The sequence below is a fragment of the Polycyclovorans algicola TG408 genome (genome assembly GCF_000711245.1).
GTDB lineage: Bacteria > Pseudomonadota > Gammaproteobacteria > Nevskiales > Nevskiaceae > Polycyclovorans > Polycyclovorans algicola.
On the sequence record NZ_JOMH01000001.1, the window covers coordinates 175,997 to 190,036 of the forward strand.

General features: G+C 65.1%; 13 protein-coding genes and 1 tRNA gene. 6 read left to right on the forward strand and 8 right to left on the reverse strand.

Translation table 11 applies throughout. The features are described from left to right. Positions 1-19: 19 nt before the first annotated feature. Both U741_RS0100775 and U741_RS0100780 read left to right on the forward strand, forming a co-directional pair. Entirely contained in the window at positions 20-1,015 is a 996-nt protein-coding gene (locus U741_RS0100775; protein WP_084154579.1) for a peptidoglycan-binding domain-containing protein, read from the forward strand. 8 nt (positions 1,016-1,023) lie between these two features. Continuing rightward, positions 1,024-1,953, forward strand: a complete 930-nt coding sequence (locus U741_RS0100780) for a peptidoglycan-binding domain-containing protein (RefSeq protein WP_029888590.1) — start codon at positions 1,024-1,026, stop codon at positions 1,951-1,953. Between the two features lie 10 nt (positions 1,954-1,963). On the opposite strand, the gene U741_RS0100785 is transcribed toward U741_RS0100780, so the two are convergent. From U741_RS0100785 to folE, 5 genes are all read right to left on the reverse strand, one after another. Next, positions 1,964-2,791: a DUF6279 family lipoprotein gene (locus U741_RS0100785; protein WP_029888591.1), complete on the reverse strand. Its 828-nt coding sequence runs from the start codon at positions 2,789-2,791 to the stop codon at positions 1,964-1,966. A 2-nt stretch (positions 2,792-2,793) separates the two neighbouring features. Continuing rightward, entirely contained in the window at positions 2,794-3,516 is a 723-nt protein-coding gene (locus U741_RS0100790) for a hypothetical protein (protein WP_029888592.1), read from the reverse strand. Next, complete coding sequence (locus tag U741_RS0100795) at positions 3,506-4,339, reverse strand: SDR family oxidoreductase (protein WP_029888593.1); 834 nt, start codon at positions 4,337-4,339, stop codon at positions 3,506-3,508. Before U741_RS0100795 ends, U741_RS0100790 begins: the two co-directional genes overlap by 11 nt. Positions 4,340-4,344: 5 nt before the next feature. After that, on the reverse strand, positions 4,345-5,328 hold the full coding sequence (locus tag U741_RS0100800; RefSeq protein WP_029888594.1) for an acyl-ACP desaturase: 984 nt from the start codon (positions 5,326-5,328) through the stop codon (positions 4,345-4,347). Between the two features lie 76 nt (positions 5,329-5,404). Then, complete coding sequence (gene folE, locus U741_RS0100805; RefSeq protein WP_029888595.1) at positions 5,405-5,953, reverse strand: GTP cyclohydrolase I FolE; 549 nt, start codon at positions 5,951-5,953, stop codon at positions 5,405-5,407. 66 nt (positions 5,954-6,019) lie between these two features. Here folE and U741_RS0100810 point away from each other — a divergent pair, with 66 nt between their 5' ends. From U741_RS0100810 to U741_RS0100820, 3 genes are all read left to right on the forward strand, one after another. Continuing rightward, positions 6,020-6,823, forward strand: coding sequence for a ParB/RepB/Spo0J family partition protein (locus tag U741_RS0100810; protein ID WP_052378365.1), 804 nt, complete (start codon positions 6,020-6,022; stop codon positions 6,821-6,823). A 145-nt stretch (positions 6,824-6,968) separates the two neighbouring features. Beyond that, entirely contained in the window at positions 6,969-7,703 is a 735-nt protein-coding gene (locus U741_RS0100815) for a M48 family metallopeptidase (protein ID WP_052378366.1), read from the forward strand. A gap of 130 nt (positions 7,704-7,833) precedes the next feature. Continuing rightward, complete coding sequence (locus tag U741_RS0100820) at positions 7,834-8,721, forward strand: MerR family transcriptional regulator (protein WP_052378367.1); 888 nt, start codon at positions 7,834-7,836, stop codon at positions 8,719-8,721. A gap of 14 nt (positions 8,722-8,735) precedes the next feature. Here the strand turns inward: U741_RS0100820 and U741_RS0100825 are convergent, their stop codons facing one another. Beyond that, entirely contained in the window at positions 8,736-9,581 is an 846-nt protein-coding gene (locus U741_RS0100825) for an SDR family NAD(P)-dependent oxidoreductase (RefSeq protein ID WP_029888599.1), read from the reverse strand. 130 nt (positions 9,582-9,711) lie between these two features. On the opposite strand from U741_RS0100825, the gene U741_RS0100830 reads away from it, so the two are divergent. Further along, positions 9,712-9,788, forward strand: a tRNA-Ile gene (locus U741_RS0100830). 135 nt (positions 9,789-9,923) lie between these two features. Here the strand turns inward: U741_RS0100830 and U741_RS0100835 are convergent. Together U741_RS0100835 and U741_RS0100840 are read right to left on the reverse strand one after the other, a co-directional pair. Beyond that, positions 9,924-11,735, reverse strand: coding sequence for a DUF1302 domain-containing protein (locus tag U741_RS0100835; protein WP_029888600.1), 1,812 nt, complete (start codon positions 11,733-11,735; stop codon positions 9,924-9,926). 47 nt (positions 11,736-11,782) lie between these two features. Then, a complete protein-coding gene (locus U741_RS0100840) occupies positions 11,783-13,993 on the reverse strand; it encodes an alpha/beta fold hydrolase (RefSeq protein WP_235199841.1) in 2,211 nt (736 codons plus the stop codon). Between the last annotated feature and the right edge of the window lie 47 nt (positions 13,994-14,040).

Below are 14,040 nucleotides of genomic sequence, written 5' to 3' on the forward strand. Positions count from 1 at the left end.
TTATCTTGCCCGAGACTTGATGATGACGCGCCCGACCCGCCTCACCTCCTCCGCAACCCACTCGCTTCCACGGCGCGTTGGCCTCCTCGGGCTGTTGGCGATGCTGCTGCCGGTCGCTGCCGTCGCGCAGTCGATGCCGCAAACCGCGCAGCCAGGCGACTGCTTTGCCCGTATCGCCCAGCCGCCAGTGTTTGAAAAGCGCACTGAACAAGTGCGGGTTGTAGAGGCCAGCGAACGCGTAGAAGTCACGCCCGCCGAGTACGAATGGACCGAGCAGACTGTGGTAATCCGGCCCGCCAGCGAACGTGTGGTTGAGGCACGCCCCGCCGAGTACCGCACCGTCGAGGAGCGGGTGATGGTCAGTCCCGCAAGCGAGCGCATCGAGGAAGTGCCCGCCCGTTTCCGCACCGAATCCGTCAGCGAGATGGTCAAGCCCGCGACCCGGGTCTGGAAGCCGGGCCGCGGCGCCATCGAGCGTATCGACAGTGTGTCGGGCGAAGTGCTGTGCCTGGTCGAAGAGCCGGCGGTCTACCGCGAAGTGCAACGCCAGGTGTTGGTCGAGCCCGCCACCACGCGGCGTGTTCCGATTGCGGCCGAGTACCGCAGCGTGCGCCGCCAAGAACTACTGCGCCCCGCTGAAACGCGGATTGAAACCGTGCCCGCGCAAACAGAGGCCGTTCGCGTACGCAAACTGGTGAGACCCGCCAGCGAACGACGCGTGCCGGTGCCGGCGCGCTATGACTCGGTCACGCGCGAGATTGAAGTCAGCGCCAGCCGCGTCGACTGGCACCCCGTGTTATGCAACACCAACGCCAACCAGAATCTCGTGTTGGAACTGCAGCGCGCCCTGCAGCGGGCCGGATTCAGCCCCGGCAAGGTCGACGGCAAACTCGGCCGCATGACCTACGAGGCCGTCGACCGCTATCAGCGCGCCAACGGTCTGCCCACTGGCGGCATCACGTTTGACACCCTCGACCGGCTGGGCGTGAACGCGCGCAGCAGTGACCGGACCTGAGCCTGACGATGTCGCTGCGTCTGTCCATCGCCGTGCTGACCGTAGCGGTCACGACACTGGCGACCGCGGCCAGCGCTGACGAGGGGGCCGACCTGCCGCCGGCTGCCCCACCCGACGCCAAGGTTGGCGAATGCTGGGCGATGGTCAAAACCGCGCCGCAATACGCGCGCCGCGAAGTCAGCATTGAATTGCAGCCCGAGAAGACGGTAGAGCGCCGCATCGCTGGCGAAAGCCGCTGGGTCGAGCGCGAGGTACGCGTGCCCGCCTACACGCAGCGCCGCGTGATCACACCCGCCGTGGTCGAGTGGGTTGAAGAAACTGTCACCGAACCCGCCCGCACCGAAACCCGCCGCGTGCCCGGTACCTACCGCACCGTGTTGCGCGAGGAGCCGATTCGCACCGGGGACACCGCACAATGGCAGCGCGACATCACCGCCGACGGCGCGCTGTGCTGGGTCGAAACGCCAACCGCCTTCAGACAGGTCGCGCAGCGGCAGCCGCTCACGCCGGCCACCACCGAGACCGTCGAGATTGCCGAGCGCACCCACACCAAGCGCCGCCGGGTGGTCAAAACCCCCGCAGTGGTCGACGTCACCGAGGTGCCGGCGCAGGTCAAGGTCGAACGCATTCGCGAAGAGATCACGCCCGACCGGTTCGTGACCGAAACCATTCCGGCCGTGATGGGCACCGAGATTCGGCGGGTGATGGTCGAACCCTCACGGCTGGACCTGCGCGCCGTCCTCTGCGACACCAATGCCACGCCCACCCGGGTGCGCGCGGTGCAGCAGGCACTCAAAGCGCGCGGCCACTACCGCGGCCCGCTCGACGGCCAGTTCGGCGCGCAAACGCTGGCCGGCATCGACGCCTTCCAATCGGCTGAGGGCCTGGCCACCGAGGGCGTGACACTGGAAGCACTGGCGGCGTTGGGCGTCGAGTAGCAGCGCCGAATCAGCCGCCGGCCGCCATCTTCCCGAACAGGTCGGCGTAGCCCTCAAGCTCGGCGACCAGATGGTCACGCTGACGCGCGTTCAGCGATGCCGACAGCGCCGCCAGTAACGACACGCGTGCGGCGTTAGCTTCTGGCGCTCGACGATCGGGCGGGTCGTCTTCGGCGAGAGAAGCGCGCCAGCGATCCAGTGCATCCGGCGCCGTACGCGCGGCCAGCAAGGCATCAATCTCGGCACGCCGGCGTGCGTCTTCGCGCGCGGCGCGCTCGATCTCGGAGGGCTGCCAACGCCCGGCCTGCGCGTCGGCCCAGTCGACGATCATGGTCACTTGTTCGTCGTTCGGGCGACCGACCCAGCGTCTCATCGACTTGATGCCCTGCTGGGCCAGGGCATCGACATCACTCGGCGCGTCATCGCGGCGCTCGGCGCGCTGCTCATCGAAGCTCGCCCAGAACTCGGCAATCTGTGCATCGCTGAGGGTGGCGATCAGCGGCACCAGTCGCACCATCATTTCGTCCAACGCAACCCGCAGGTGTCGTTCGACGCGCTGCCCCCAAGCGCTGATCTCGGCAGCCTCCAGTGGCGCCTGCAGGTCTGTGGCCAGCGCCTGGGTGTCGGTCTGCCACTGCGGCAGCGCGTGCGCACGATGCCAAACCTGCCAGTCGGTGACCGCTTCACCCAGCGCGTCCTTCTGGGCATCGGTGAGGGTCAGGTATTTGCCGACTTCGCGGACCACAAAAAAGTCGGCGCGGTTGTAGACCAGATTCGGCAAGCTGCATGCGGAAAGCAGCAGCGCGGCACACACCACAAGCGTCGAGCGCCTGGCCATGCTCAGCGCCGCTTGCGCGGCTGCGGGGGGCGCTCGACGGTGTTGACCAGGGTCGCGGCAATCTTCAAGGGACGTCCGCCCAGCGCCTGCTTGAGCGCCGCACTGAAGTGCCGCTCGTCGAGCCGCAACAATGAGACCTGCGCGAAGCCATCACCCACTTCACCCGCCCAGGTTTGCAACGGCGGCGCGTCGGGCGACTCGTCGGCGACGATGCCCAGCCGCCGCAGCGCCGGCTGGGCGGCGTGATGCGCGAGCGCCCGACTGCCATCGATCAGCGACGAAGTGGTGGCTTCCAGATCAATGTAGGTGTTGACGTCGTGCGCCATCGCCGACTCGGCAACGTTACGCAGCAGCGGCACCTGAAGGGCGCGCTGCGCCACGGTCTGCACGCCTGCCGAGACCCGATGGGCCAGGCGCAATCCGCGCCCGCCCTCCATACCGGGGCGATGCGTCAACGCCGGACGCCCTGCCTCGGCAGCGGCCAGCATCGGCCGCAGCACACTGGCGAAGTTGGTCTGCATGCGGGTCCGCAGGTGCAGGTGCTCGCCATCGGCCTCGGGGGTGACTTCGGAATGCAGCTCGAGCTTGAACAGCGGCGTGCCGTCTGGGCCGGGAATTTCCAGGGTGACGCGCTGCTGGTCAAACGGATCGGCTGCGCCATCACCGCTGACCCCGCGCCACAGTTGCCGGACGCGTTCGCGCAAGGTCGAGCGCTTATCGGCCACGCAGGAACCCGGCGGTGGCTTTGCGCGCCATTTTGAAATAGAGACTCGGACTGAGGCGCTTCAGGTGATAAAGGCGACGCGCGTCACTGTGGCTGATGACCATGAAGGTGTTGTGCCCCACTGCCTCGACAATGTCGCGGGCCACATCGTCAGCGGTAACGCTGGCCTTGGCCATCAGGCGGCCGACGATGCCTTCCATCGGCACCGCAGGTGCGTCGTCGCCAGCGTGCCGCCGCGAGGTTTCCAGCAACCGGGTTTTGAAGAATGAGGGGCAGGCCACCGTTACGCCGACGCCGTGCGGGGCCATTTCGAAGCGCAGGGTCTCAGACAGTGAGATGACCGCCGCCTTGGCCGCGTTATAACTGGCCAGGGCCGGGGGGTTGGCGATACCGGCAAACGAGGCGACATTGACGATGTGACCGCTTTGCTGCGCGGTCATCAGCGGCGCCAGCGCCCGCACACCGCGCACGCAGCCGAGTAGGTTGATGTCGAGCACCCACTGCCACTGCGCCAGATCGGACTCGGCGACGGTGCCGGCGGTGGCAACACCAGCGTTGTTGACCAACACGTCGAGCCCACCCCAGTCCAGGGCGAGGCGTTCGGCCAGGACGGCGAAATCGGCTTCGCGGGTCACGTCCAGCGACTGCACGAAGCCGCTGCCGCCGGCCGCTTCAACCGCCTTCAGGGTGTCGGCGGCACCGTCTAGGTCTCGGTCGGTGACGGCGATCCGGGCAGACTGCGCGGCGAATGCCAGGGCAATGGCCCGGCCCAGACCGCTGCCGGCGCCGGTGATGACGACGCGTTGGGCGGCGGCAGCGGACACTGCACTCAGAGCCGAATCTCGCGGTCGGCGAGAAAGTCGAAACGATAGTCGCGCGGCTTGCGCTTGCGCTCGGCGTAGTCGGCCACTTTCGCAAGCCGGGCCGGTACCGCCATCAGCTTGTCCTGTGCGGCGCGACCTTCGGCGGACAAGCCTTCCATCTTGCCGATCTCCCAGAACGCCAGCAGCTCTTCGACGATGCGGCTGTAATCACGGCCGCCGAAGATGCCAGCGCGCTCGACCACTTCGCTCATTTCATCGAAGCCGGGCATGGCATGGCCGGGCATCACGAAGTTGAGGGTGACACTGAGCAGGGAGGCCAAACCGCGGTTTGGATCGCGCTTCAGAATCTCGCCGAAGCTGGCGCGGTAGAACTCGTAATGGCGCGATTCATCGCGCGCGAGGTGGGCCAGCACGCGCTGCGCCACCGGCTCGATGCCAACGCACAGCCGGCCGGTGTTGGCATGGCTGACCTGGGTCGCCTTTTCCTGCAGCGAGGTGTAAGCGAGCAAGCGATAGGGGTCGCGGTCCCACTCGGGGTCAAAGCCGGCTTCGATGTATCGGTACTGCGCCGCTTCGAGCGCGCGCATGTCAAACAGCCGGGCATCGCGTACGTAGTCACGCAGCGCGCAGCCGTGGCGGTCTTCCTCGGCGGTCCACATGTAATTCCAGTCACGCCAAGGACTTTCGGCACCGAAATGGACGGCGATAAGTCGATGGAAATGCGGCAGGCCTTCTTCGGTCAGCAGGTTGAGGGCCAGGCCGACACGGGCCACGTCGGGAATACCGCGCGCGGCTTCGCGCATGGATTTGATTTCGGCATCGGCGGCGGCATCCAGCGTCGCGTCGGCCGGCAACAGATCATTGGGAAACCACAGCTTGCGGCGTTCGAGGTGCAGCGCAATCTCGGCACGCACCGCGTCCTCCATGTCGACCAACACTGCCAGTTGCTCGGCAGTGCCAAAACTGAGGCCCGGGGCAGCTCCTGTCATGGTTGAAGTTCTCCGTACGAAGCATCGTAAACATTATTTATTACGCAGCGCAGTCACTGAGCGATGCGCAGGCCGTTCACATTTGGTTGCGAATCAGCCCTAAAAATTCAGCACGGGTGCGAGGGTCTTCGCGAAACGCCCCCAGCATCATCGAGGTGATCATCTGGCTGTGCTGCTTCTCGATGCCGCGCATCATCGCGCACAGGTGTTTGGCCTCGATCACCACCGCCACGCCGCGCGCCTGGGTCACGCCCTGAACACATTCCCCAATCTGTTGGGTCAATTGTTCCTGAATCTGCAGCCGCCGGCTGAACATGTCGACGATGCGCGGGATTTTCGACAGGCCAATGACCTTGCCCGCGGGGATATAAGCGACGTGGGCGCGGCCAAAGAACGGCAGGATGTGGTGTTCACACATCGAATAAAACTCGATGTCACGAACAATCACCATCTCCTGGTTATCGGTCTCGAAGATGGCACCGTTGACGATTTCGTCAATCGATTGTGAATACCCTCGCGTGAGAAAGGTCATCGCCTTGGCCGCCCGATGGGGCGTGTTGAGCAGGCCTTCACGTTGCGGGTCCTCACCTACTGCGCTGAGGATCGCTCTAAACTGGTCTTCCATTGGATTCGTCAGGTGTAAAAGCCGGTCGTGGCTATTGTTTCACACTTGCCCTCACCGACCGCCACAGTGCGGTCGCCTTTCGTTCCGCGCGCGATTGCCATCGAGCTGATCCGCCCTGGGGCGCATCAGGCGCGCCGCCGTTTCAACGACGAAGCGCTGGATGAACTGGCGCGCAGCATTCGCGAGTCCGGGGTGATTCAGCCGGTCGTGGTGCGCAGCCTCGGTGACCGCTATGAGCTGCTGGCCGGTGAACGCCGCTGGCGCGCCGCGCAACGCGCCGGTCTGGCCACGCTTCCGGCGCTGGTGCGCGACGACCTCAGCGACGAAGAGGCCTTCGTCGTCGGGCTGATCGAAAATTTGCAGCGCGAGTCGCTCTCACCCATCGACACCGCACTGGGCCTGAAAAGACTGGCCGAGCTGCACCACCTCACCCACGGTGCGCTCGGTCAGCGCATCGGCAAATCACGGGCCTACGTCACCCATTTCTTGCGGCTGCTGAACCTGCACGCGCAGGTGCAGGACGCGGTCGACGCCGGGCTGATCTCGATGGGCCACGCCAAGGTTCTGGGCGGACTGCCGCTGGGGGAGCAGCCGACGTGGCTGGCGCGCGCACAGCAAGCCGACTGGTCGGTGCGCGCGCTTGAACGGCAATTACAAAAGGGTGAGGGCCACGTCTTGCAAACCGCCCCCGAGCGAGGCGCCAAGTCGGCCGACTGGCTGCGCCTCGAGCGCGAAATCGCCGATGCCGTGGGCGCTAACGTGTCGCTGGCGGCCGACGCACAGGGCCGCGGCACTTTGACCATCGGCTTTCATTCGCTGGACGCGCTGGACGGGGTGTTGGCCAAACTGGGGCTGTCGAATGACCGCTGAGGCGCGACGGCGAGTTATCCCCGCGCCCTCGGGAAAAGCCTGTGGATAACCGCCGACCAACGGTCATGACCCCACCACTGGATGGGGTCGGGGCACGGACTGCTGATTTTGTAACCAGACCGTCATCGAGCCGTCATCAACCTCGATGGCACTGACCGAAGCGGCCGGCTACCAATTGGAAACCCGCATCAGCAGCCGGGCGCGGCGGCTGCGTATCGAAGTGCGCGGCCCCGAAACCGTGCGCCTGGTGCTGCCGCGACGCTGCTCAATGCACCAGGCTGAGGCCTTCCTTGCACAGCATCGAGACTGGATCGAGCGCCAGCGACAACGGCTGCAGGCACGACCGCAGGCGCCGCTGAGCGCGACCCTACCCTGGGACGGCCATGCGCCCCTGCCGCTGCACGGCCAGTTGTTGCCGGTGCGGCATACCGCCCATCGATTCAAACGCCCGGCCATGCGGCTTGAATACGGTCAATGGATCTGCCTGAGCCATCCCGGCCAGCCGCTTGATCAGGCCGGGCTGACGAGGCTCGCACGGACCACGCTGGCCGCCGAGGCCGGCCGCTCGGCGGCTCGCATGCTGGCGGCGCTGAGCGCTGAAACCGGGCTACAGCCCATCGGGCTGCGCATCAGCGACACGCGCGCGCAATGGGGCAGCTGCTCAGCACACGGCGTGGTCCAGCTCTGCTGGCGACTGGTGTGTGCGCCGCCCGAGGTGATGCGCTACGTCGTTATTCACGAGCTCTGCCACCTGCGCCACCGCAATCACAGCCCGCGCTTCTGGGCGCTGGTGGCGAGCTTCTGCCCCGACTACGCCACTCATCGCGCATGGCTGCGGCGCGAGGGGCCGGCGCTGATGCGACTGCTGCCGCTGCCATGATCCGCGACATCGCGCAGGGCATACTCGGCGCAGAGCAGACTCCGAACTGCCTTCAAGTTCCCCGTGCCACGGCGGTACCCCCTTGCTGCCCATCGCGACGAAGGGCGTCGCCACTGACTGATCCGACACCATGAAACTGGGCAAACTGAGCCGTTCCAGCGGCCGCAAGACCGAAGCCGGCGCCGCCAGCGAGTCCGGCACGCCGCCGCGTGTCGAACTGACCATCGAGGAGTTGGCCAAGGCCTCTCACAGCACGGCCCGCAACATCCGCGCTTATCAAGATCGCGGCCTCATACCGCCGCCCGAGCGCCGCGGCCGCACCGGCATTTACGGCGCCGAGCACCTGTCGCGACTGCGCATCATCAACCAGATGCTGACGCGCGGCTTCACCCTGGCAAGCATTGGCGAACTGCTGTCGGCCTGGGAGTCGGGGCAGGACATCAGCGCCCTGCTGGGCCTGGAAGCGGCAGTGTCCAGCCCCTGGACCAACGAGACCCCCAAGCAATACAGCTTTGTGGAATTGGCACGCCTCTTCGGCGGTCAGTTTGATCCGCGCTGGCTGGTCAAGGCCCATGAGCTGGGCGTGCTCAAGCCACACGGCATGGGCTTTGTGGCGCCCAGCCCAAGGATGATTCAGGCTGGCGCCGAACTGGTGAAGGCCGGCATTCCGCTGGACGAAATGCTCGATGTGGTCAAACAGCTCCGTGCCAACGTCGAGCACGCCGCCGAAGAAATGGTTCACCTCGTCGAACGTCACGTCTTCGACCGTTTCGGCACCCCACTGCCGCCGCGCGAAGAAGCGCCGCAGCTCGGCGAACTGATCTGGCGCCTGCGGCCCCTGGTCGAGATGGCGGTGCAGGCCGAAGTGTCACGCGCCATGGAAATCTCGGCGACACGGCATCTGGGCAACCGGCTGGCACACGTGCTCGATGAGCTGGCCCGGCGCAAGGTCGACACCCCGGCCACGGCCGAAACGCCCAAGCCGAAAAAAAGAACGCCCAAAACCCGGAAGAAGTAGGCGGCAATCCCGGTTCAGCCGGTTTTACGGCCCTGCCACTTCATGCCAAAACTCACCAGACGCTGATAGCCCTCGGGCATCAACCGCACCATCAGGTCGACGACTTTGGCGTCAGGCCCGATCAGGACCCGCCGCCGATTGGACCGCACCGCACCGAGAATGACCTTGGCCGCCGTGTCCGGCGTGGTGATGAACAGCTTCTCGAAATTCTTCTTGCCGGCCTTTTCATCGAAGCCCATCACCGGCTCCATATTCGACGAGAAGCGCGCCGAGCGGACGATGTTGGTTTTGATGCCGCCAGGGTGCACGGTCGTCGCCGACACCGGCGCACCGGCAATTTCCAGCTCCTGACGCAGCGCTTCGGTAAAGCCGCGCACCGCAAACTTCGAGGCGTTGTAAGCCGACTGCGAGGGAATGCCCGCAATGCCGAAAATGCTCGAAATATTGATGATGTGCCCGTCACCCGAGGCATTCAGGTGCGGCAAAAACGCTTGGGTGCCGTACACCACGCCCCAGAAATTGATGTCCATGATCCACTTCAGATCGGCCTCGGACATGCCGTCAACCGGCGCGCCCAGCGCCACGCCCGCATTGTTGAAGATCAGATTGATCTGCTCGTGCACGTCCGCCGTCTTCTCGGCCCAGCCGTACACGGCGTCCCGGTCAGACACATCAAGTTGCTGCGCGGTCACGGCCACGCCCTTGGCGCGCGCCTGCTCGGCCGTTTCCTGCAGCCCGGCGTCATTGATGTCGGACAGCGCCAACGCGCAACCCGCATCGGCCAACTGCAGCGCCAGCGCCCGCCCGATGCCCGAGCTGGCACCGGTAATCGCCGCCACCTTGCCCTTGAAAGTCTTCATCCACATTCCCCGTGATCACCGGCCCGAAAGCTCCGAAGCACAGCACTGTAGGGCCTGCACCCGGCGGAGCATTGGCCGTCGCGCCAGCGCTCACCGAAGCGCGGCGACTGTGTACCATCTCGCCCGTGCTGGGCCTTTAGCTCAATTGGTTAGAGCAGAGGACTCATAATCCTTTGGTTGTCGGTTCAAGTCCGACAGGGCCCACCAAACTTCATCGCGCCAGAGTGTTGTGTTGAGACACATGGTTTGACACGCAACGGCTCGGGCCACAATGGCTCGCTAACCAGCACCACAAAAAAAGGCCGCCTGAAATGGGCGGCCTTGATGTGAAGCACGGTCAACTCAGAAGGCGTAACGAATCGCGGCCTGAGCAAAGTCACGGTCGCGCAACTGGTTCTGCTGGCCGCCACCGGTGAACACGGTGTAGCCGAGATCGAGCTGCCATTGACCGAGGTATTCAAACGCCACAGCGGCCTGGACTTGCTTACGGCCTTCAACATAGTTGCCCAACGGCGATGGGGTGATGCCGTTGACGTCGTGGTCGAAGCGCAGCGACGGACGCATGGCGAAGCGCCCGAATACGTTGCTGTAATTGGCCTGCAACGCGATGCGGTAGCCCCACGAACTGGTCGATGCGAACTGGCCCTGCTCTGCCGGCAGCCCCTGACTGGCAGCGACGGTGGCATTGCCCGGCAGCGGCGTGCCCGGTGCCTCGTAACGCAGCTCGGCATTTTCGGGCAGGCCGTGGGCGATGGTGGCGCCGACCTCGGTAACCAACAGCACACTGTCGGCGCCCGGCATCAAGCCGGGTGGAAACTGTTTCAGCGCAGAGGCGTTGAAATTGCTCACGTCGTGACGCCGCCAGCCGCGAATGTACTGATTGCCCAACGAGGTCGGGAACGGCACATTACCGCCCGGCGTGATCTGGTTCGGGGCACCCAGACCGGAGAGCAGCAACTCAACGTCGTCAAGCTGCAGCGGCTGGTCCACCTTCATGCTGTATTCGCCCTGCACCGCGCTGCCGAACGGGCCGGGCAATGAGAACGAGGCACCGTACATCTGGATGTCTTCGGGGTACTCGATAATGTAAGCCGAAGACTGGGTGCCGGCGGTGCCATCCGTGCGCGAAATGGCCGAAATCAGCGGCAGACGGCTGTGATAGTTGGTGGCGTACACGCCCAAGGAGGTGCCACCCAAGGCGTCGGTGTAGTAGTGCATGGCGCCGCCGTACTGGCCGCTGTCCGAAGGCTCGCGATCGGCTGAACGCGGAATCGAACTGCCAAACGGCACGCAGTTGGCGCCTGCTGCCGGCGGGGCATCACAGCCTGTCAGTGCCGGTGAATTCTCGGTCACCCGGCCAAAACCGATGTTGGCGCGGGTGCCGCCTTCGCCGACAAAATCATTGGTCGAGAAAAAGGTGCCCGACGCGAACGGCACGGTTTTTTCCCATTCCAGTTGGTAGAAGCCCTCGACCCGGATGCTTTGCGTCAGGTCCATCGACACCCACACCTTGTTGGCCGGAATGAACACTTCCTCCAGGTCGGCACCCGGCACGCCGGCGCGGTTGGCGTTGGCGGCCAGAATGGCGTTAAGGCCGTTCTGGATAAAGGTGGATTCACCCCAGTTGATGACCTGCCGGCCGAGACGCCACGCCAACGGCCGGCCGAACACGTCGAACCCGGAGCTGAGGTGCAGGTCGAGCAACTCGGCGTACCGGCCAACTGAACCGCGCACGTCAGCCTCTTTACGGTCCAGTTCGGCGAGGCTGGCCTCGCGGCCGGGCCCGTAGTCGGACCTGCGGAAATTTTCGCCCTGCAGGTTCACCAGATCGGCGCCAAAGCCGCCGCGGGCAAACAGCGTGAAGGCGCCGTAGTCCATCGTCAGGTTGGTGAGTAATTTGACCGGTGCCGAGACCAGGTCACCCGCGCTGTCGAACTCTTTGTTGGCGTCATCGGAGTTGGTCGAAAACGCGGTCCCGCCGTTGGCAATGGCCAACAGATTCGACTGCGGGCCTTGTGTGCGGACTGCGACGCCCGCCGAGATGCGGTTGTCGATCGAACCGCGGACCTCGCCCCACTCGAAACTGGTCGCCATTGCGGCGGGTGACGCGGCCGCAAACGTCGCTGCTGCCGCACAAGCAATCACTGATTTCATGATCCGATCCTCGAGAGTGGGGGCGTGCTGTGCATTGGGATGGAGGCTCATTGGCAGTTCCCTCCCACTGGCAGACACGTGCCCTGACTGCCGAGGAAGTTGGCGATCTGGCGCTGGATTTCCTGGGTGGTGGCGGCCGAGGCGGCGGGACTCAGGATGGAGCCGTGATCCCCTTCGGTGAACCGCACGCCCACCTTCAGGCCCTCGGGATCGAGCAGCACATCGGCTTCGGCCAGCGGCGGCGTGATGGCATCAAGAATGTCGAGCCCCAGCAGGCGCATCAGCGGGGTCGAGCCGGAGATACGGCCTTCAAGCGTGACCCGGTCCAGCGTGTCAGTCGCGTCCGGGGTACGTGGCACCGCGTTGGGCACGACCAGGTCATCAAGGACCTCAACGAAGTGAATGGCTCGATCAGCAGACGCCGCAGCCGCGTAATTGGCCGGGTCGCCGTCGTCGACAAGATGTTGCGCAAAGCGCAGGAACGTTTCGTAGGTGTCGGTGCCCTCCATGACACCGTTCGCGGCAAGGCCGGCCGCAATACGCGGACCAAAGCTCTTGGAGCCGTCGAGCAACTTGCCGATACCGCTACCGCTCATGGCGATGGTCGAAGCGCCGAAGCTGTCGTCGACCCCCAAGGCTGTGGTCCCGACAATACCGCCCAGCGAATGACCGACCAGGTGAATGCGGTCCGGGTTGATGTCAGGGGTCGCAGGGTCGCCATCGAAGTCCAGTGCTGACACCGAGCGGGACAGGTGCACCAGGTCAATCGCGGCTTGCCGAAGGTTGTCGCGGCTGGTGATGAGGCTGGGGATGTTGATGAAATGCGTCCCGCTGGGGTCGGTGCTGCCATCGGGTCCCGGGGCGGTGGTCGCGTTATCCACCAGATCGAGCAGGAAGGTGCGCTCGGTCGTCCCCTGCACCGCCAGCGGATGGCCCGCAGGCAAGCCGTGCAAGGGCAAGTCAATGGCCACGGTGACGAGCCCCGCAGCCGCCATCGCCGGCGCGAGCGCCAGCATCTGTGAGCGGTTGCCGGTGATGCCGTGCTGGAAAATCACCACCGGCCAGCCTTCGGCCGGTTGCGTCATGCCACTGTTGGCGTTGGGCACGGTAACCAGCATCGGCACGTTCTCGACGCTGCGCTCGATCGGCATCGGGAAGCAGGTGGTGGTCGATTCGCTGGGAGTGAAATTGCTGCCCTGCGGCGGCTGCACGAAGGCGCCGCACGGCACCTGGCCCAAAAAGCTGGCGGCGACGTCCGGCCGAGTCGGGTCGGCCTGCCAGGGACTGCCCAACGGCGCGGGGTCCTGCGGGCTGGCGCCGCTGGCAAGGTAGTAGGGCAACTGCAGACTGCCGACGCGCACATCGGCCACCGGGGGCACGGCCGGATTCTGCAGGGCTTGGTCGACAGTCAGTCCGGTCGGGAAGCTGGCGATGGTTTGCGCGGTCGCTTCGTCTGCCATCAGATTCAACGTTTTGCCAGCCGACTGGGTGGTCACAGTCCACGCGAGGACGATGTTCTCTTCGGTCAGTCCGAGCGTGCTTGCAGTGGCCGCAATCAGACCCTCGACTGCCGGGCGAATCAGCTGGCTGCGAAGAGCCTCAAGTGTCGCTTTTTGGGTGGCATTGAGCCCGTTGATGAAGGCGTCGGTCTGTTCAGCGACCGGGGTGTCACGACGCACCACACGGAACTGCGAGGATGCAACGGCCGCATTGCCGTCGAGGTCACGCACACCATCAGTGACCGCAATCAGATAGCGGGTCGATGGCTTCAACGGTTTGAGAGGGTGAATGATGACGCGTGAGCGCACGGCATTGACTGGCAATGGATCCGGCAGGCCGGCAACCGGAGAAGTGGCGGGGTAATCAGACAGCGTGTAATCCACGCCCGGCGCCAGCGGTGTGCCGGTGCTGGTGTCGATGATCAATAAGCCGCCTTGCAGCGCGGTGTCGAGGTCAATGAACCCCAGAAAATCAGTGAACAGGTTGGCGGTGGTCGAGAAGCCGTCGGTGAGGTTGGCATCGTTGACGAACGGCGCACCCGCCGGATTCGGGATGTTGAGCGTCGGGTCGGTAAAACCCGAAAACAGCCCATCGAACGGGAACGGGATGGTCGCCTGGGCGCTCGCCGAGGCGGGGGCCGGTTCAAACAGCGAAATGAAGTTGCTCGACGCAAGCCCGCCGTCTTCTTCAGGTTCAGTGGTGTCGCAGGCAGACAGACCCGCTGCCAGCAGCAGGGCCCACAAGGGCGCGTATCGCATCTTGGATCTCCTCATCGGCGGAGCCGGTCGTTGCCGGACCCCGTAGT

Bases quoted from the DNA above. Each gene is read 5' to 3' on its own strand.
- U741_RS0100775 (WP_084154579.1), top strand. From the start codon at position 20: ATGATGACGCGCCCGACCCGCCTCACCTCCTCCGCAACCCACTCGCTT.
- U741_RS0100780 (WP_029888590.1), top strand. From the start codon at position 1,024: ATGTCGCTGCGTCTGTCCATCGCCGTGCTGACCGTAGCGGTCACGACA.
- U741_RS0100785 (WP_029888591.1), bottom strand. From the start codon at position 2,791: ATGGCCAGGCGCTCGACGCTTGTGGTGTGTGCCGCGCTGCTGCTTTCC.
- U741_RS0100800 (WP_029888594.1), bottom strand. From the start codon at position 5,328: ATGACAGGAGCTGCCCCGGGCCTCAGTTTTGGCACTGCCGAGCAACTG.
- folE (WP_029888595.1), bottom strand. From the start codon at position 5,953: ATGGAAGACCAGTTTAGAGCGATCCTCAGCGCAGTAGGTGAGGACCCG.
- U741_RS0100815 (WP_052378366.1), top strand. From the start codon at position 6,969: ATGGCACTGACCGAAGCGGCCGGCTACCAATTGGAAACCCGCATCAGC.
- U741_RS0100820 (WP_052378367.1), top strand. From the start codon at position 7,834: ATGAAACTGGGCAAACTGAGCCGTTCCAGCGGCCGCAAGACCGAAGCC.
- U741_RS0100825 (WP_029888599.1), bottom strand. From the start codon at position 9,581: ATGAAGACTTTCAAGGGCAAGGTGGCGGCGATTACCGGTGCCAGCTCG.
- U741_RS0100835 (WP_029888600.1), bottom strand. From the start codon at position 11,735: ATGAAATCAGTGATTGCTTGTGCGGCAGCAGCGACGTTTGCGGCCGCG.
- U741_RS0100840 (WP_235199841.1), bottom strand. From the start codon at position 13,993: ATGCGATACGCGCCCTTGTGGGCCCTGCTGCTGGCAGCGGGTCTGTCT.